Source organism: Streptomyces sp. NPDC002640 (assembly GCF_053592575.1).
Map to the genome: position 1 here is coordinate 59,926 of NZ_JBSFVZ010000015.1, position 16,485 is coordinate 76,410.

Here is a 16,485-nt window from a genome sequence, read left to right on the forward strand (position 1 = left end):
TTTCCATATTAGTTGAAAATGAGAGTCATGAACGTCCGACGACTCATATCCTCGACCGCCGCCGCCACCGCCGCGGTCCTGGGCGCGACCGCCCTGACCGCCTGCTCCGGCGACGCCACGGCCATAGGCAAGAACACCGAGAAGTTCGACGTCGTCGCGTCGTTCTATCCCATGGCCTTCCTCGCCGAGGAGATCGGCGGGAAGAACGTCAACGTCTCCACGCTGGTCGAGCCCGGCCAGGAGCCGCACGACCTGGAGATCACCGCCCGGCAGACCGCCGCGCTCACCGAGGCGGACGCGGTCCTCTACCTGAAGGGCCTGCAGCCCGCCGTCGACGAGGCCGTCGCCCAGACCGAGGGCCCCGCGAAGGTCGACGCCGCCGCCCTCACCGAGCTGCGCGAGCACGGCGCCGAGGTCGACGGCTCGAAGGAGCACGCCGACGAGCACGCGGACGAGCACGCCGAGGAACACGCGGACGAGCACGCCGAGGAACACGCGGACGAGCACGCCGACGAGCACGAGGGCCACGACCACGGCCACTCCCACGCCGCCGGCGCCCAGGACCCGCACGTCTGGCTGGACCCGGCCAAGTACGCCGAGGTCGCCCAGGGCGTCTCCAAGGCCTTCCAGAAGGCCGACCCCGACCACGCGGCCGACTACCGGGCCAACACCGAGGACCTGGTGAACCGCCTCGACGCGCTGGACAAGAAGTTCGAGACCGGCCTGAAGGACCGGAAGACCGACGTCTTCCTCACCAACCACTCCGCCTTCGGGTACCTCGCCGAGGCGTACGGCCTGATCGAGGAGTCCATCACCGGCCTCGACCCCGAGTCCGAGCCCAGCGGCGCCCGCGTCAAGGAGCTCCAGCACATCGCGGAGGAGGACGGCGTCACCACCGTCTTCTACGAGACGCTGGTCAGCGACCGCACGGCGAAGACCCTCGCCCAGGACACCGGTCTGCGGACCGACGTGCTCGACCCGCTCGAGGGCATCACCGAGAAGTCCCGCGGCGACGACTACTTCCAGGTCATGGAGTCCAACCTCGAGGCGCTGCGGAAGGCCCTCGGAGCCCAGTGACCCCTCAGCAATCCCCCGCCCGGGAGGGCATCGTGGACGAACCCGTCATCTCCCTCCGCACGGTCCGTGCCGAGCTGGGCGCCAAGCCCGTGCTGCGCGGCATCGACCTGACCGTGCGGCGCGGCGAGGTCGTGGCGCTGCTCGGCGCCAACGGCTCCGGCAAGTCGACCACGGTCCGCGCGATCATCGGCCAGGTGCCGGTGGTCTCCGGCGACATCGACCTGTTCGGCGTCCCCCGGCGCCGCTTCCGGCAGTGGTCCCGCGTGGGCTACGTCCCGCAGCGCACCACCGCCGCGGGCGGCGTGCCCGCCACCGTCACCGAGGTCGTCGCCTCCGGGCGGCTCTCCCGGGCCCGCTTCGGCCTGCTCCGCAAGGCGGACCACGACGCGGTCCGGCACGCCCTGGAGCTGGTCGGCCTCGCCGACCGCGCCAAGGACCCGGTGGACGCCCTCTCCGGCGGCCAGCACCAGCGGGTGCTGATCGCCCGCGCCCTGGCCTCCGAGCCGGAGCTGCTGATCATGGACGAGCCGATGGCCGGCGTGGACCTGGCCAGCCAGGAGGTCCTCGCCGACACCCTGCGCGAGCAGGTCTCCCGCGGCGTCACCGTCCTGCTGGTCCTGCACGAGCTGGGCCCGCTGGAGCCGCTGATCGACCGCGCGGTCGTCCTGCGCGACGGCTGCGTGCTGCACGACGGCCCGCCGCCGAAGGCGCTCGGCCAGCACGCGCTGCCCGGCCACGACCACGTCCACCCGCACGACGACACGGACGCCGACCATCTCCGTACGGGACTGCTGAGCTGATGGACCTCCTGAACTACGCCTTCATGCAGCGGGCCCTGCTCGCCGCCGTCCTGGTCGGCCTGACCGCGCCGGCCGTCGGCATCTACCTGGTGCAGCGCCGCCAGGCCCTGATGGGCGACGGCATCGGCCACGTCGCGATGACCGGCGTCGGCCTCGGCTTCCTGCTGAACTCCTCCCCCGTCTGGGTCGCCACCGCGGTGGCCGTGGCCGGCTCCGTCCTGATGGAGCTGATCCGCTGGTACGGCCGCGCCCGCGGCGACATCGCGCTGGCCATGCTGTTCTACGGCGGCATGGCGGGCGGCGTGCTGCTGACCGCCCTCGCGCCCGGCGGCTCCAACGCCAACCTGACCACCTACCTGTTCGGCTCGCTCTCCACGGTGAGCGCCTCCGACGTCACCGCGATCTGCCTGCTGGCCGCCTTCGTGCTGCTGGTGACGGTGGGGCTGCGCCGCCAGCTGTTCGCGGTCAGCCAGGACGAGGAGTTCGCGCGGGTCACCGGGCTGCCGGTGCGGGCACTGAACCTGCTGGTCGCGGTCACCGCGGCGGTCACCGTGACCGTCGCCATGCGGGTCGTCGGCCTGCTGCTGGTGTCGGCGCTGATGGTCGTGCCGGTCGCGGCGGCGCAGCAGCTCGCCCGGAGCTTCGCGGCGACCTTCGCCGTCGCCGTCGCCCTGGGCGTCGCTGCGACACTGGGAGGGACGACGCTCTCGTACTACAACGACGTGCCGCCGGGCGCGACGATCGTGCTGCTGACCATCGGCGCGTTCGTGCTGCTGACCGCGCTGGCGACGCCGCTGGCCAGGCGCCGGGCGGCGGCCGACCGGAAACGGGCCCGGGCCGCGCGGGTGCCGGGGCCCCAGGACGAGGGCGAGTACGACCTGACGGTCACGGACGGGTCCGCCGGGTCCCGGCGGACCGGTCCCTGACCGCGGGGGTGCCGGGCTGGCACAATGGCCCGGCGACCCACGAATGTGAGGAGGCAACGGTGACGTCAACCACCGGATCGCCCGTACGGGGCCGTTCCACCCGCCAGCGCGCCGCCGTGGCGCAGGCCCTCGACGAGGTCAACGGATTCCGCAGCGCCCAGGAGCTCCACGACATGCTGCGGCACCGCGGGGACTCCGTGGGCCTGACCACCGTCTACCGGACGCTGCAGTCCCTCGCGGACGCGGGGGAGGTCGACGTCCTGCGCACCTCCGAGGGCGAGTCCGTCTACCGCCGCTGCTCCAGCGAGGAGCACCACCACCACCTGGTCTGCCGCGGCTGCGGCAAGGCGGTGGAGGTCGAGGGACCGGCCGTCGAGCGGTGGGCCGACGCGATCGCCGCGGAACACGGCTTCGTCGACGTCGACCACACCGTCGAGATCTTCGGCACCTGCGCGGGGTGCGCGGCCTCGGCCTGACGGGGCGGTCCTGCTGCTCGCGTCACTGCACGTCCTCCGTCCTCCGATCAGAAGCCCGGAACCGGGACGAAGCCGGGCCACCACGGGGGCACACCACTGGGGCAGTGCGGGCCAGGGCCGTCCCAGAACACGGAGATCGCGCACCAGATGATCGCGAGCAGCGTCACCGCGAGGACGGCCACGTGGAGCGGTGGACGGTTCCCGAGCAGCGCACCCACCGCGAACCAGCCGAGCAGCAGCAGTACCCACAGGCCGGGTATGAACAGGAACATCAGGAAGCCGCCGTTCGCGGCGTTGTTCACCCCCACGTCGCAGGCGTTCCAGTACCGGCCCAGCAGCATGGCCGTCAGCACCGCGAGGACCGCCGTCGCCACCAGGCCGAGACACCCGTGGAACTTTCGCCCTTCCGGGCCACCCGACGGGAGCCGGCTCACTCGACGAAGAGCGGAGTGAGCCAGACCGACACCAGGTGGCCTCCGTCGAGGCCGAGGACGGTTCCGTCGGCGATCCGCACGAAGGTGGCGCCCGAGTCGCCGTTCAGACGAACGGCGACCGTCCCGGAGGACGGGTCGTGGGTGACCCGCCAGTCGTCTCCGGGCACCCTGACGGAGATCCCGTGGTCGAAGCGCTCCTCCGGCGAGACCAGGACACGGCCCGCCACGGCCCGCGGAGGTTCCGTTTCGGCCACCACGCTCCGTACGTTCGGGAGATACCCCCAGGCGAACAGCACTTCCCCGGACTCGATGTCGACCTCGAGCTGAAGCGTGCCGATCACCACACTCGTCACCCCCTGCGAGCCGAGTCTCGCGCCCAGCGCTTCCCCGTCCCGCGCACGGAAGGAGAACCCGTACTCGGACTCCGTGTACACGAGCACGCCCTCGAGCGGGGGGCCTTCCTGGACCGAGAACCTCATGACCCGGACGGGGCGCCCTTCATCGCGGACTCCATCGCGAGCAGCTGCTCGTTCGGGACGGCCCCGCCGAAGCGGCGGTCGCGCTGCGCGTACTCCAGGCAGGCGCGCCAGAGGTCCCGCCGGTCGAAGTCCGGCCACAGCACGTCCTGGAAGACCATCTCCGCGTAGGCGGACTGCCACAGCAGGTAGTTGGACGTCCGCTGCTCCCCGCTGGGGCGGAGGAAGAGGTCCACGTCCGGCATGTCCGCGTAGTACAGGTACTTCGCGAAGGTCTTCTCGTTGACCTTGGACGGGTCGAGCCGCCCCGCCCGCACGTCCTCCGCGATCGCCTGCGCCGCGTCGGCGATCTCCGCCCGCCCGCCGTAGTTCATGCAGAAGTACAGGGTCAGCTTGTCGTTGCCCTTGGTCTGCTCCTGCGCGATCTGCAGCTCCTTGGCCACCGACCGCCACAGCTTCGGCATGCGGCCGACCCAGCGGACCCGGATCCCCAGCGCGTCCAGCTCGTCCCGCGTCTTGCGGATGAAGTCGCGGTTGAAGTTCATCAGGAACCGCACCTCGTCGGGCGACCGCTTCCAGTTCTCCGTGGAGAAGGCGTACAGCGAGACCGCGCCGACGCCCATCTCGATGGCGCCCTGGAGCACGTCGAGCACCCGCTCCGCGCCGACCTTGTGGCCCTCGGTGCGCGGCAGACCCCGCTCCTTCGCCCAGCGCCCGTTGCCGTCCATGACGATCGCCACGTGGCCCGGCACCAGCTCGGACGGCAGCTTCGGCGCACGCGCACCCGACGGGTGCGGCTCCGGCGCCTTGTACTCGCGGCGCTGCCGCCCCAGGAATCCGCCTACGGCCATGTGTCCAGCTCCTCGTCCTCGTGCCCCTGCAGTCTTGCGGGTGCCTACTTTTCCACGAACCGGAGCGACCGCAGACCCCGCTCCAGGTGCCAGTGCAGGTAAGCGGCGACCAGCCCGCTGCCCTCGCGGACGTGCCGCGGCTCGGCGGCGTCCGCGGTCTCCCAGTCTCCCTGGAGCAGCGCGCCCAGCAGCACCAGGGTGGGCGTGGACGGCACCACGCTGCCCGGCATCCGGCAGTCCACGCAGACCGAGCCACCGCCCGCGACCGAGAAGAACCGGTTCGGCCCGGGCATCCCGCACCGCGCGCAGTCACCGAAGCTGGGGGCGTAGCCGTTGACGGCGAGCGAGCGCAGCAGGAAGGCGTCGAGGATCAGGTTCGGGGCGTGCTCGCCGCGCGCCAGCGTCCGCAGCGCGCCGACCAGCAGCAGGTACTGCTGCACCGCCTGCTCGCCCTCCTGCTCGGTGAACCGCTCCGCGGTCTCCAGCATGGCCGTGCCGGCGGTGTACCGGTCGTAGTCGGCGACGATCGGCCCGCCGTACGCGGCGATGGTCTCGCTCTGCGTGCACAGCGGCAGCCCGCGGCCGACCAGCTCGCTGCCCCGGGCGAAGAACTGCACGTCGACGTGGGAGAACGGCTCCAGCCGCGCTCCGAACTTCGACTTGGTGCGGCGCACCCCGCGGGCGACCGCGCGCACCCGGCCGTGCCCGCGGGTGAGCAGCGTGATGATGCGGTCCGCCTCGCCGAGCTTCTGGGTGCGCAGGACGACGCCGTCGTCCCGGAAGAGACTCATGGCCCCATTCTCCCGCACCCGCCCCCGCACCCGACGGGGCCTTCACGTCCCCGCCCGGGCACCGCCTAGACGTCGACCATCCAGGCGCCGTCCTCCTCGTCGTCGACCCGCGTCTCCAGGTCCCGCAGGTTCATCCCGGCCTCCCACAGCTCGCGGAACCGCCGCAGCCGCTGCCCGACGTGGTCGGGGCGGGCGATCAGCCGGGTCTTGACGTTGACGTCCCGCAGGTCCTGCTCGATCTCGAACGAGACGCCCTCGTCGTAGAGGATGAAGTCGGTGGTGGTGCCCCGCTGCAGGTGCGGCGGGAGTTCCTGCAGGACCGCGGCGCGCAGTTCGATGCCGAGCAGTTCCTGTTCCTCGCAGAGCCGCAGCAGCTTGTCGTCGAGCATCTCCGCGGACTCCAGCAGGAACAGCCGCTGCACGACCACGCCCCGCTCGATGGCCTCCCGCTGGGCCTGGAGGTAGCGGGAGGCGGGCTCGCTGTTCCAGAACTCGCGGTCCACCGAGGTGCTGGTGGCGAAGATAGACCGCTCGGTGGACTGCGTCAGGGACAGCATCCAGTCGTGGTTCTCGCCCGCGCACTCGGTGGTGAGGTTGTTGAGGTCGGCCATGTGGCGCACCACCCGCTCCAGTTCGGCGCGGGCGAAGGTCAGCAGGATGTCCGGCCCGGTGGTGAGCACCTCGGCGAGGGAACGCCGGGACTGCTCGGGCACGGAATCGGCGATGACCCGGTCGACCCGGTAGGCGACGGCCTCCACCGGCCCCGTGGGCGCGGCGGGCGCGGCGGGCGTGCCGGCGGCGGGTCGGCCGGCGTCCGCCCCGCGGGGTTCCGCGGCCTGCCGTTCGAGGCTCGCGCGGACCGCGGCGGCGGTGTCGTCCAGCGCGGCCCGGGTGTCGCGGGTCGCCCGGGCCTGCCGCCCGGCCTGCCGGGACAGCTCGGCCAGGTGCGGGACGACCAGGGCGGTGGCGCCGCAGAGGACGGCGAGGGCGAGCCGCAGCAGCGGCCCGTCGTCGAGGTCGACGGCGGTGGTGACGGCGAAGACCAGCGCCGTCAGCGCCAGGCCGACGCCGGCCCGCCGCAGCAGCGGTGTCCGGTCCTCACGCCCGGCCGGGCGCGCCGGGCGCGTGGTCTCGTCGGGCTGTGGTGACTGCGTGGTGCTCATCTCGCTTCTCCCCCCGTTGGGATGTCCGTGGGATCGGCTGTGCGGGCGCGTCAGCGGTACGGGCGTCGTCTGCTCAGGGGGCCATCACCGCCTCCTGGTGCAGTGCGGGGATGGCGTGGAGGGCGAGCTGGTCGCGGATCCGGTGGACCAGGGACTGCCACTGCCGGGTGAACCCGGGCCGCTCCTCCAGCGCGTCCCACAGGGCGGCGAGCGAGGGGTCGAGACGGGCCCGGGGCATCCACAGGTGCAGCAGGTGGTCGACGGCCGGCCGCAGCGCCCGCACCACGGCGGTGCCGTCCGCGGATCCCAGCCGGCTGCCGTCGAGGAGGCGGACGACGGTGGTGAGCAGCCAGTCGTGCAGGGCGAGGTCCTCGCAGAGGGCGGCCACCTCGGCCGGGTCGGCGTCGGGCGGGACGCGCAGCGTGAGGGTGCGCAGCTCGTCCTCGGCGAGGGTGAGCCGCTCGATCGACGGCCCGCGGCCGTGCTCGGCGGGCAGCGCGGTCCAGCGCAGCCGGGTGGGGCGGGACTTGAAGGGCGGCCGCTGGTCGAGCAGCGGGTGCCGCAGCAGCCGGGTGAGCAGGCCGTCGGCGATCAGGCCGACGTCGAGTTCGCCGCGCCGCGCCCCGGCGAGCAGACCGGCGGCGACGGCCTCGCGGGGCAGCTTCCCGAACGGTTCGAGGACGCCCGGCCGCACGAGGTAGTGGCCCCAGGGCCGGCGGTGGTCGGGGCCGCGCGGGGCGACGCCCAGGCGGGCGGAGGTCTGCAGCACCCGGCCCTCGGTGAGGACGCCGCGGACGGCGACGGTGCCGACGGCGCGGACCCTGGCGCCCGTGGTGCTGGGCAGCGGGCAGTCCACGCCGGTGAGGGCGTCCGGGGAGCGGGCGTAGAGGTTGGGGCGCTCGGAGACCAGGACCCGTTCGTCGGCGCGCAGCCGCAGGAGCTGGGCGGCGGCACGGATGTCGAGCGCCTGGTGCGCGGGCAGCAGCCCGGTCCGCACCTCCCCGCACCACAGCACGGGCCGCTGCGCGTCGTCGTGCGACGCCGCTACCCGCCCGGCAGCCGGCGCCCGCCCCGACGCCGGGGGCCGCCCCTCCGCCGGGGGCCGCCCTGACGCCGGAACCTGTTTCTCCGCAGGGGCCCGCCCCTCCACCGGAACCTGCCCCGACGCCGAAGCCCGCCCCTCCACAGGAACCTGCCCCGACGCCGAAGGCAGCCCCTCCGCCGAAGCCCGACCGGCGGCCGAGGCCCCACCGGCGGCCGGAGCCCGCCCCGGTGTCGGCGTCGTGTCCCGTTCCGGCGTCATCCCGGCACCCCCCTCCATGACCCTGCCCACCCCCCGGCCCCCCGTCACTGTCCGGCGTAGAAGACGTAGGAGATCCGGTCGGCGACCGACGCGGGCACGGCGACGCCCTCGCCCGCGGACCGGGTGGCGACCTGCCGGAGGGCGCCGGGGTCGACCTCGGTCTGGTCGAGGATCACCCGGACCGCGTGTTCCACGGGCAGGAAGCGGTTGGGCAGCACCGAGCAGGTGCGGTAGGCGGCGAAGGACGCGGCGCGGGGCTGGAGCCGCAGCAGCGGCGGCATCTCGTCCCAGTCCGTCGGGAACGGGCCCTCGTGCGGCCGGGGTGTGAGCACCGCCTCCCCCTCGTGGCGCAGCAGCCCCAGCCGGGCGAGCTGCCAGACGGCGGCGAGGAACGGGCAGGACCACAGCTTGCCGCCGCCGGGACGCTCGCTCCACAGCTCGACGTCGAGGAACACGGAGTGCTGCCGGGCGGCGGTCTCCCTCGGCGCCTGCCAGGGGATCGCCTTCTTCATGGCCTGCGGCGCCCGCACGACCGGACTGCGCTCGCCGTTGGCCAGCCAGCCGGTCTGGCCGGCGGGCGGGCGCGCGCCGTAGGTGCCCGGCGGCGGGGACTCCACCAGCCGCCCGGCGACCGCCTCGGCCACCTGCGCGCCGTCGGCCTCCGCACAGCCGGACTCGCGGGCCAGGTAGTCGACGGTCAGCCCGGCCCGCTCCGCCTCCGCGAGCAGCATCGGCACGACCTCGCGGGGGGTGGCGAAGCGGGTGAAGTAGTCGTCGATCAGGAAGCAGGTGGAGATCCGGGGCCGTTTGCCGGTCTCGGCGGCGACGGCCCCGCCGACCGCGGCGGCCCAGTGCGCGACCCGCGCGAAGTGGCCGCGCAGGCGTTCGGGGCCGGCCTCGAAGTCCTCCATGTAGAGATGGCCGAGTTCGAGCGAGAGGTGGGAGAGCGGCACCGCCTCGGTACGCGGCTCGGCGGTGGTCTCGCGGAACACGGACTCCGTCATGGCCGCCCCCAGTAGGCGTCGTCGGTGAGGCGGCGGGCGATCTCCTCGAGCGCCTCGAGGGTCTCCTTGTTGGCGATCTGCTTGGCGAGCACGTCCTCCTCGGTGATCAGCTGCTCGCGCCACTGCAGGATCGGCTCGAGCGGCACGATGCCGAGGACGACGCTGTCGCCGATGCGGTGCTCGGAGGCGAGGCGCCGCAGCGCCTCGTCGCAGGCCTGCATCCAGGCGGCCTGCGCGGGGGACACCTGGGACCACAGCGCGGACTCGGGATCGGGCACGGCCGCCCGCACGAAGCGGATGTGGCCGCGCAGCGCCTCCTTGTCGTGCCCGTGTCCGTCACCGCAGTCGAGGATGCCGTGGTCCTTGTGGACCAGGCCGGCGGCGGCGATCACGTGCTGCCGGGTCCAGCGGTGGAACACCAGCCAGCGGAACGGCACGTGGCGCATCCGGGGGTGCGCGGTGGCCGCGAGGACCATGTCCATGGCGTAGCTGCGGCCGGCGCTGAGGTCGACGACGATCAGGTCGAACTCGGTGTTGAGCCGCAGCAGCAGGTCGACGCAGCGTTCCAGGGTGTCCTCGTCGGTGGCGAACTCGCCGCCGCTGATGTTGCCGGGGTAGAGCACCAGCCTCCCGGCCTGGTTGGGCCGGTTGCGCAGCACGGGGTGCTCGGTCTGCCGCCACACGTCGATCCTGGCGGGCTCGTTGGTCTCGCCCTCCAGGTAGGAGTGCAGGCCGTTCTCCTGGATGCCGCGGATGGCGCCGGGCACGTCGAAGACGGCGGCGGCGGTGGGCGAGCCGAAGTCGAAGTCCACGTACGCCACGTGGTCGCCGAGCAGGGCGCGCTGGTAGGCCAGGTTGGCGCTGGTCACCGAGCGGCCGGTGCCTCCCTTGTCGGAGGCGGCGAAGACGAGCACGGCTCACACCTCCTGGGCGGCGGCGCCCCTGGCCTGGGCCAGCGTGTCGAGTTCCTGGAGCACCGGCAGGGCGAGCGCGAAGGCGGTGGCGGGCCGCTGCTCGACGAGCTCGCGGGCCCGGTCCAGGCGGGTCTCGATGGAGCGCATGGCCCGGCCGCGGCCCCCCTCGTCGGACGGGGCGGCCTCCAGCTGCTCCTTGCCGAAGAGGTGGGTGGCCTCGCTGAGGAGGTGGCGGGCGAGCTCGGCGAGGTCGGCGCTGCGGATGGGGTCCTGGTGATACAGCCCCCGGGCGGCGACCAGGCACTCCGTGACACGCTCGGTCACCGACCAGGAGAGCCGCGTGGGGATCCCCTGGAGCTCCGGGTAGGCGCCCGTGATGTCGTCCCAGAGGCCGGTGCCGTCGCCGTCCTCGATGCGGCGGGCCCACAGGTGCTCGAAGATCTGCTCGGCGAGCCGCAGCAGCCGGTCCTGGCTGGCGATGTTGCGGGAGAGCTCGGCGAGCTGCACGGTCCGCTTGAGCAGGTGGGCGGAGAAGTCGGTCATCCGCCACAGCAGCGGCGGCAGTCCGTTCTTGCCCGCCCCGGAGAGCGGGAGCGTCGCGCCGGGGCTGTGCAGGTGGACGTAGGGGTCGTCGAAGGTGAGCCGGCTGGTGACGCGGCCGCGTTCGGCGAGCCGCTCCATGATGGCGACGGTGCGGGTGAGGTCGTCGTCGGTGGCGCGGCGGCGCACCAGGTCGTGCACGAGGATGGCCGCGACGGTGAGCGAGTAGTACTCGGACTCGAGCTGGAGGCCGGTGGTCCGCCAGGGCAGGTCCTCCAGCGGCCAGCGGGTCTCGCCGAAGCGGGCGATGCCGGACCAGTACTGCTGGCTGATCTCCCACCGCAGGCGCAGCGCCTCGGCCAGTTTCTGCTGGTCGGCGTCGAGCAGGCCGAGGGTGAGGGTGCGGTCCGAGAAGAGGTCCTGGATACCGTCGAGGGCGACGACGGTGAAGTACACGTAGGGCAGGTTGTCGGCCACGCCGGACGGCTGGCTCACCGGCGGCTCGGACAGGTCGGTGATCTCCGGGGCGTCCCGGACGACGCTCCAGGCCCAGCCGCACTCGAAGAGCTGGTTGTCGTCGCGCAGCATCTCCTCGACGTCGATGCCGAGGACGAGGCTCTCCCCGATGGTCGCCCGCAGCGGCTTGAAGCGGCGGGAGAACTGCTGGATCACGGCGCGGTCGGACTGGCGGCCCTGTCCGATGAGCTGGATGAGCCGCTTGCCCTGGTCGGACTCGGGCTCGAAGACGTTGACGCTGAAGGAGCGCAGCAGGCTGACCATGGCGGCGGTCAGCCGGGCGCGGGTGGCCTCTCTGAGGTCCTCCACGGCCTGGCGGACGTCGCTGCGGGCGGTGGTGTCCTCATAGACCTTGAGGAAGCCGAGGGCGGCGAGGCAGAGCGTGATGGACATGGAGTAGGAGTCCACGACGCCCCACTGCCGCTGCTCCGGGGTGACCTGGTCCTCGGGCCTGCGGGGGCGGAAGTAGTGCCCGCCGGCGAAGGTGGGCTCGCCGTCCGGCCCGGTGTGCTTCTGCATGAACTCGCTGAGCACGGTGACGATGTTGGCCGGGATCTCCAGGCGGGTGCCGACGTGCTCCAGCGCGCGCAGGACGTCCCGTTCCGTGGTGTCGGGCTGGTCCAGGCGGAAGGAGGGAATCTCCGTCGCCGGATAGAGCAGGCACAGCAGCCGCTCGGCGTCCGCGACGGAGCTGACTCCGCCGAGCTCTCCCCAGGCGAACTTGCCGCCGTCCTGGAACGAGTGGCGGGCGATGGCCCGCCACACGTCCAGCAGGTGCTGACGCGGTTTGATCTGCATTCCCCGTTACCCCTCGTCACAGATCAACCGGGCGGCCTCCCGCCCGGCTCGTTCAGTCGGTCCCGCGGAAGCCGAGGGCGAGCAGCATGCCCTCGTGACCGTCGCGCAGGTTGAAGTCCAGCTCGTGGTACGTGACCTTCTGCGCCAGCGGGTCCAGGGCCTTGGCGACCTCGGGCTGGTCGACCTTGTAGGCCGGGTACTCGTAGGCGCCGACCTCGTAGCCCTCGGACTGGAGCATGAAGGCGGCGGCGAACGGCGCCCCCGGCTCCAGCACGCCCAGGAAGCGGTCGACCGCGGCCAGGAACTCCTCGCGGGAGTGGGACATGGACTCGGCGACGAAGAACATCGCGCCCACGCCCCAGCGTTCGGCCGTGCCGCCCAGTTCGAGCAGGTCGCCGGAGCGCGGCCGGGCCACCTCGCGGAACCGCTCGCGGCGCTCGCCGTGGACCGCCTTGTACTCGGGGTTGCCGGCGAGTTCCTCCCAGAAGGCGTCCCAGGCGGTGTCGAACCCGGGGGCGAGGGTCTGCCGGCGCAGGTAGTCGAGGTTCTTGGGCCCCTTCTCCAGGAGGGTGATCTCCGAGCACCAGGGCAGCATGCACAGCGCCGGGTAGAGATTGGCGCCCGCGCCCACGTCGACCCCCTTCACCGGCCCGTGGCGGCCGTCGCCGAAATGATCGGTGAAATGTTTGCCGACCAGGCGGACGATCTGCTGGTCGACGGCAAGTGGGGTGGCATAGTTCCGCTTCACATAATCATCTGGGCAGAACTGGTCCCATGGTGCTTCAGAATTGAGGGCCATTTCTAGAAAATACCAACGCCGGACCCCGCCCGAACCATCAACGCCGGGTCAAGATAGCAAACTTCGCCGCACCCGCACCTCCTCACCCGTCCTCAACGCGCCTGCATGGAACGGGACTTGGCGGGCAGGCTTCTCACACCCCCACCGGCGAGAGCCGGCCTCGCGCGCATCGATTTCACCCGATCGAAGGTGGTGCGCCCGCATGACCGCATATACGGAGGCCCTTCCCTCCGCCCCGCCGGAGTTGGTCCTCCGCCGCGCGGAGGAAAAGGATCTTCCCGAACTCCGCCGTCTCGACCACGAGATCTTCGGCCGGTTCGCCTACCCTCCCTTTCTCCTCCGCCAGCTCTTCGATCTCTACCAGCGGTACTTCCTGGTCCTGGACGACGGCTCCGGGCACCTGCACGGCTACGTGCTGGCCGGGACCGACGCGCTGGGCGAGGACTGCTGGATCCTCGGCCTGTGCGTCACCCAGGACCGCCGCGGGCGGGGACTGGGCCGCGACCTGATGCACGAGATCCTGCTGATGCTGCGGGACGACGGGATCGGCGTGGTCCGCCTCACCGTGGAACCCGCCAACAGCGCGGCCGTCCTCCTCTACCGGTCCCTCCGCTTCACCTGCGAGGAACCCGACGGCGGCCTGCGCCCGGACTACTTCGGCCCCGGCGAGGACCGCCTGGTGATGCGCCTGGACCTCACGCCCCCGCGCTGAACCGTCACGCCGAACCGCCACCGCGGCGGCTCCCCCGCGCGGGCGGCGGCGCGGCTCACGCCCGCGGCCCGAAGTCCCGCACGTACAGCCGCTGCCACGGCGTCTCCACCGCGCGGGGGTGGTAGTGGCGGCGGACCCAGGCCACCGCCCCGGCGGGCTCGACCCCGTCGAGGACGGCCAGGCAGGCCAGCGCCGTGCCGGTGCGCCCGCGTCCGCCGCCGCAGGCGATCTCCACCCGCCGGCCGGCTGCCAGGTCCCGGACCTCGGCCAGCACCGCCCGGGCCTCCTCCCGGTCGGCCGGCAGCCGGAAGTCCGGCCACCGCAACAGCCGCGCCTCCCACGGCACTTCCGGCGCGCGGCGGGCCTGCAGGTACAGCCCGAACTCGGGCTCCGGACCCGCCGGCAGCCCGTCGCGCAGCCCGCGCCCCCGCACCAGCCGCCCGGACGGCAGCCGCACCACCCCGGGCCCGTCCTCGGGCCAGCTCTCCCACCCGTCACTCATGCGCCCATCGAAGCACGTCCGCCGGCCCGGGCAACCTGATCGCACCACACCGCGGTCAGGAGGGGCGAGGAGGTCTTTGATGCAGACCGAACTGGAGGACCGGTTCCAGGAGTTCGTCCAGGCCCGGTGGCCCCACCTGGTGCGCACGGCGTTCCTGCTGACCGGTGACCGGCACCTGGCCGAGGACCTGACGCAGACGGCGCTGGCCAAGGCGTACCGCTCCTGGCGCCGGGTGCTGCGCGCCGACAGCCCGGAGGCGTACGTCCGGCGGATCCTGGTCAGCTGCAACAGCGACCGGTTCCGCAGGCGACGGGTGCCCGAGGCGCTGACCGCGTCGGTGCCGGAGCGGGCGGCCCGGGAGGACGAGGGCGAACGGGCCGACACCCGCCGGGCGTTGCTCGCGGCGCTGGCCGCGCTGCCGGCCCGGCAGCGGGCGGTGATCGTGCTCCGTTACTGGGAGGACCTGTCCGAGAGCGAGACGGCCGGGACGCTCGGCTGCTCGGTGGGCACGGTCAAGAGCCAGGCCGCCAAGGGCCTGGCCAAGCTGCGCGCCACCCCGGGGCTGGGCGAGGCGCTGGACCGGGCCACGGCCCGGACGACCACGGCGCCGCTGGGCGTCGGACACGGAGGGGGACGATGAACGAGCACGAGGTCCGCGGCGGCTCGACCACGCCGCGGGACGAGACGCTGCGCACGCTGCTGGCCGAGAACGCCGAGGGGGTGACACCCGCCCCGGCGCCCTACGAGACGATCCTGCGCCGCGGCCGGGCCGCACGGCGGCGCCGCACGACGGCACTGGGGGCCGCCCTCGCCGTCCTCACGGTGGCGCCGATCGGGGCGTACTGGCTGACCGCGCCCGCCGCCTCGGCGGACCGGGCGGCTCCGGCCGCCCCCACCACCGTGGCCGAGGGCGCGGCATCGGCACGGCCGAAGGTTCCCGCCCGTCCGGCCACCGAGGGGCAGTTGCTCGACGGGATCACCTTCGAGCAGGCCGCCGAGGGCCTCGACACCTGCCTGACCGACCGGCAGCGCCAGGAGGACCAGCAGGCCAGGGAGGAGTCGCGGACCGGAGAGCCCGGGGAGGAGGGAGCCCGGGGGTTCACCCGCGAGGCGCTGCCGCCCACCGGGGAGTTCAGGATCCTGCTCGCCATGCGGGCCACCGGGGACAGCAACTCCCCGGGCGACGGCTACTTCGTGGTCGCGGTGAACGACCCGGCGAAGGCCGCGGAGCAGGTCCGCGTGATCTGCGGCGTCAAGGATTCCCGGTTCGCGAGCCTGGGGGTCAGCAGGGGCGCCGCGGACAGCCCTCCGGACGCCGGACCGGTCGCCCTGGACATCAACTCGCAGAAGCTCTACAGCCAGTCGGTGATCGACAAGGGCAGCTGGAAGCTGCCCTTCCGGTGGGGCGCCATCGGCACGGTGGAACCCTCGGTCGCCAAGGTGACCGTCGAGTACGGCGGCGAGACCGAGGAGGCCGTGCTGGACGACGGCTGGTTCGTGGCGTCCGGCGAGCTCGACCGGCAGGTGACCCTCGCGCCGCACGTCAAGGGCTACGACGCCGCGGGCAAGCTGGTCTACGACTCCGACCAGGACAAGTACCACATGCGGACCCTGCCGTAGGCGGGAGGCCTCGGCGGGGCTCAGGAGGGCGTGCGGGCGGACTCCAGCAGGCGGGAGACGTCCTCGGCAGGGAGGGTGAGCGCCGCGCCCACCGTGGTGAGCACCTCCCGTTCGGCCGGGTGGTAGGGGCCGTCCGCGAGGGCCACCCGCGCGGCCTGGAGGAGAATCGATTCGCGCCCGGCGGGGGCGAGGTGCGGGGCGAGCGGGGCGAGCGCCTCGTGCAGTTCCAGGGCGATCCCGGCCTCGCAGGAGAGGCCCGGCCGGAGGGAGGAGGCCTCCTCCTCGATCACCCGGGCCAGCAGGGCGAGCTGGTCGGCGGTGCAGTCGTCGGACCCGGCGGCCCGGGCGCCCTCGGCGGCCGTCTCCAGGGCCGTCCGCGATGCCGTGCCGCCGGCCACCAGCACGGCCAGGGCCACGCTGTGCACGGCGTCCCGCAGCAGCGCGGAGAAACGGGCGGTGGTGGGGTGGTCCAGGACCTCCGCGCCGAACCTCGTGCCGCAGGAGGCGCATTCGACGACCGGGCCGGTCTCGCCCCGGTCGAGCAGCGGGACGCCCAGCACGGTCAGCCTGGACCGGCCGCGCATCCGCTGGTAGTTGCGGTCGCCCCCGCACCCGGGGCAGAAGAACTCGCCCTCGCCGGCGTCCGTCCAGGTGGTGCGCAGGCCCACCATCCGGGGTGCGCGCACGGGGCGCCGCCTGCTGTCTCGTCCGCTCCCTGGCAGCACGTCGCACCTCCGTACGGGTAAGCCGCGGCACCGTCGTCGCTCGCTCGGCGTGATGTTA

Annotated in this window: 19 protein-coding genes; 7 read left to right on the forward strand and 12 right to left on the reverse strand. The window is 73.1% G+C overall.

Annotated features, from left to right (window positions below; genetic code table 11):
* The first annotated feature begins 27 nt into the window (after positions 1 to 27).
* The 4 genes from ACWD3O_RS20310 to ACWD3O_RS20325 are packed head-to-tail and all read left to right on the forward strand — an operon-like array spanning position 28 to position 3,279.
* Positions 28 to 1,077 carry a metal ABC transporter substrate-binding protein gene (locus tag ACWD3O_RS20310; RefSeq protein WP_451416833.1) on the forward strand — a complete coding sequence of 350 codons (1,050 nt, stop codon included), beginning with the start codon at positions 28 to 30 and terminating at the stop codon, positions 1,075 to 1,077.
* Between the two features lie 29 nt (positions 1,078 to 1,106).
* Positions 1,107 to 1,877, forward strand: coding sequence for a metal ABC transporter ATP-binding protein (locus ACWD3O_RS20315; protein WP_451410029.1), 771 nt, complete (start codon positions 1,107 to 1,109; stop codon positions 1,875 to 1,877).
* Positions 1,877 to 2,803: a metal ABC transporter permease gene (locus tag ACWD3O_RS20320; RefSeq protein ID WP_451416834.1), complete on the forward strand. Its 927-nt coding sequence runs from the start codon at positions 1,877 to 1,879 to the stop codon at positions 2,801 to 2,803. Before ACWD3O_RS20315 ends, ACWD3O_RS20320 begins: the two co-directional genes overlap by 1 nt.
* A 59-nt stretch (positions 2,804 to 2,862) precedes the next feature.
* Positions 2,863 to 3,279 carry a Fur family transcriptional regulator gene (locus ACWD3O_RS20325; RefSeq protein WP_451416835.1) on the forward strand — a complete coding sequence of 139 codons (417 nt, stop codon included), beginning with the start codon at positions 2,863 to 2,865 and terminating at the stop codon, positions 3,277 to 3,279.
* A 47-nt stretch (positions 3,280 to 3,326) separates the two neighbouring features.
* Here the strand turns inward: ACWD3O_RS20325 and ACWD3O_RS20330 are convergent, their stop codons facing one another.
* From ACWD3O_RS20330 to ACWD3O_RS20375, 10 genes are all read right to left on the reverse strand, one after another.
* Positions 3,327 to 3,653, reverse strand: coding sequence for a hypothetical protein (locus ACWD3O_RS20330; protein WP_451416836.1), 327 nt, complete (start codon positions 3,651 to 3,653; stop codon positions 3,327 to 3,329).
* Positions 3,654 to 3,709: 56 nt separating this feature from the next.
* The gene (locus ACWD3O_RS20335) at positions 3,710 to 4,192 is read right to left on the reverse strand and encodes a hypothetical protein (protein WP_451416837.1); all 483 of its coding nucleotides are present in this window, start codon (positions 4,190 to 4,192) and stop codon (positions 3,710 to 3,712) included.
* The gene (locus ACWD3O_RS20340; protein ID WP_451416838.1) at positions 4,189 to 5,040 is read right to left on the reverse strand and encodes an isoprenyl transferase; all 852 of its coding nucleotides are present in this window, start codon (positions 5,038 to 5,040) and stop codon (positions 4,189 to 4,191) included. Before ACWD3O_RS20340 ends, ACWD3O_RS20335 begins: the two co-directional genes overlap by 4 nt.
* 44 nt (positions 5,041 to 5,084) lie before the next feature.
* Positions 5,085 to 5,831 carry a DNA repair protein RecO gene (gene recO / locus ACWD3O_RS20345; protein WP_451409829.1) on the reverse strand — a complete coding sequence of 249 codons (747 nt, stop codon included), beginning with the start codon at positions 5,829 to 5,831 and terminating at the stop codon, positions 5,085 to 5,087.
* 65 nt (positions 5,832 to 5,896) lie between these two features.
* Positions 5,897 to 6,994, reverse strand: a complete 1,098-nt coding sequence (locus tag ACWD3O_RS20350) for a hypothetical protein (RefSeq protein WP_451416839.1) — start codon at positions 6,992 to 6,994, stop codon at positions 5,897 to 5,899.
* A gap of 73 nt (positions 6,995 to 7,067) precedes the next feature.
* Positions 7,068 to 7,991, reverse strand: a complete 924-nt coding sequence (locus ACWD3O_RS20355; protein WP_451416840.1) for an SCO2521 family protein — start codon at positions 7,989 to 7,991, stop codon at positions 7,068 to 7,070.
* A gap of 350 nt (positions 7,992 to 8,341) precedes the next feature.
* Positions 8,342 to 9,301 carry an SCO2522 family protein gene (locus ACWD3O_RS20360; protein WP_451409825.1) on the reverse strand — a complete coding sequence of 320 codons (960 nt, stop codon included), beginning with the start codon at positions 9,299 to 9,301 and terminating at the stop codon, positions 8,342 to 8,344.
* Entirely contained in the window at positions 9,298 to 10,215 is a 918-nt protein-coding gene (locus ACWD3O_RS20365) for an SCO2523 family variant P-loop protein (RefSeq protein WP_451409824.1), read from the reverse strand. The genes ACWD3O_RS20360 and ACWD3O_RS20365 overlap by 4 nt, the downstream gene beginning before the upstream one ends.
* A gap of 3 nt (positions 10,216 to 10,218) precedes the next feature.
* Positions 10,219 to 12,069, reverse strand: a complete 1,851-nt coding sequence (locus tag ACWD3O_RS20370) for an SCO2524 family protein (RefSeq protein WP_451409823.1) — start codon at positions 12,067 to 12,069, stop codon at positions 10,219 to 10,221.
* Between the two features lie 52 nt (positions 12,070 to 12,121).
* Positions 12,122 to 12,868, reverse strand: a complete 747-nt coding sequence (locus tag ACWD3O_RS20375) for an SCO2525 family SAM-dependent methyltransferase (RefSeq protein ID WP_451416841.1) — start codon at positions 12,866 to 12,868, stop codon at positions 12,122 to 12,124.
* A gap of 202 nt (positions 12,869 to 13,070) precedes the next feature.
* Between ACWD3O_RS20375 and ACWD3O_RS20380 the strand changes: the two genes are divergently transcribed.
* Positions 13,071 to 13,580 (forward strand): GNAT family N-acetyltransferase, encoded by a 510-nt coding sequence (locus ACWD3O_RS20380; RefSeq protein ID WP_451416842.1) that lies wholly within the window; start codon positions 13,071 to 13,073, stop codon positions 13,578 to 13,580.
* A 55-nt stretch (positions 13,581 to 13,635) separates the two neighbouring features.
* Here ACWD3O_RS20380 and ACWD3O_RS20385 read toward each other — a convergent pair whose 3' ends face one another.
* Complete coding sequence (locus ACWD3O_RS20385; RefSeq protein WP_451416843.1) at positions 13,636 to 14,082, reverse strand: protein-tyrosine phosphatase family protein; 447 nt, start codon at positions 14,080 to 14,082, stop codon at positions 13,636 to 13,638.
* A gap of 79 nt (positions 14,083 to 14,161) precedes the next feature.
* Here ACWD3O_RS20385 and ACWD3O_RS20390 point away from each other — a divergent pair, with 79 nt between their 5' ends.
* Positions 14,162 to 14,722 (forward strand): SigE family RNA polymerase sigma factor, encoded by a 561-nt coding sequence (locus tag ACWD3O_RS20390; protein ID WP_451409819.1) that lies wholly within the window; start codon positions 14,162 to 14,164, stop codon positions 14,720 to 14,722.
* Positions 14,719 to 15,702, forward strand: a complete 984-nt coding sequence (locus tag ACWD3O_RS20395) for a hypothetical protein (RefSeq protein WP_451416844.1) — start codon at positions 14,719 to 14,721, stop codon at positions 15,700 to 15,702. Before ACWD3O_RS20390 ends, ACWD3O_RS20395 begins: the two co-directional genes overlap by 4 nt.
* A gap of 20 nt (positions 15,703 to 15,722) precedes the next feature.
* On the opposite strand, the gene ACWD3O_RS20400 is transcribed toward ACWD3O_RS20395, so the two are convergent.
* Positions 15,723 to 16,427: a TerB family tellurite resistance protein gene (locus tag ACWD3O_RS20400; protein WP_451409817.1), complete on the reverse strand. Its 705-nt coding sequence runs from the start codon at positions 16,425 to 16,427 to the stop codon at positions 15,723 to 15,725.
* Between the last annotated feature and the right edge of the window lie 58 nt (positions 16,428 to 16,485).

Excerpts from the sequence above, each read along its gene's own strand:
- ACWD3O_RS20310 (WP_451416833.1), top strand. The coding sequence starts at position 28 with ATGAACGTCCGACGACTCATATCCTCGACCGCCGCCGCCACCGCCGCG.
- ACWD3O_RS20320 (WP_451416834.1), top strand. The coding sequence starts at position 1,877 with ATGGACCTCCTGAACTACGCCTTCATGCAGCGGGCCCTGCTCGCCGCC.
- ACWD3O_RS20335 (WP_451416837.1), bottom strand. The coding sequence starts at position 4,192 with ATGAGGTTCTCGGTCCAGGAAGGCCCCCCGCTCGAGGGCGTGCTCGTG.
- ACWD3O_RS20340 (WP_451416838.1), bottom strand. The coding sequence starts at position 5,040 with ATGGCCGTAGGCGGATTCCTGGGGCGGCAGCGCCGCGAGTACAAGGCG.
- recO (WP_451409829.1), bottom strand. The coding sequence starts at position 5,831 with ATGAGTCTCTTCCGGGACGACGGCGTCGTCCTGCGCACCCAGAAGCTC.
- ACWD3O_RS20350 (WP_451416839.1), bottom strand. The coding sequence starts at position 6,994 with ATGAGCACCACGCAGTCACCACAGCCCGACGAGACCACGCGCCCGGCG.
- ACWD3O_RS20360 (WP_451409825.1), bottom strand. The coding sequence starts at position 9,301 with ATGACGGAGTCCGTGTTCCGCGAGACCACCGCCGAGCCGCGTACCGAG.
- ACWD3O_RS20370 (WP_451409823.1), bottom strand. The coding sequence starts at position 12,069 with ATGCAGATCAAACCGCGTCAGCACCTGCTGGACGTGTGGCGGGCCATC.
- ACWD3O_RS20375 (WP_451416841.1), bottom strand. The coding sequence starts at position 12,868 with ATGGCCCTCAATTCTGAAGCACCATGGGACCAGTTCTGCCCAGATGAT.
- ACWD3O_RS20380 (WP_451416842.1), top strand. The coding sequence starts at position 13,071 with ATGACCGCATATACGGAGGCCCTTCCCTCCGCCCCGCCGGAGTTGGTC.
- ACWD3O_RS20385 (WP_451416843.1), bottom strand. The coding sequence starts at position 14,082 with ATGAGTGACGGGTGGGAGAGCTGGCCCGAGGACGGGCCCGGGGTGGTG.
- ACWD3O_RS20390 (WP_451409819.1), top strand. The coding sequence starts at position 14,162 with ATGCAGACCGAACTGGAGGACCGGTTCCAGGAGTTCGTCCAGGCCCGG.
- ACWD3O_RS20395 (WP_451416844.1), top strand. The coding sequence starts at position 14,719 with ATGAACGAGCACGAGGTCCGCGGCGGCTCGACCACGCCGCGGGACGAG.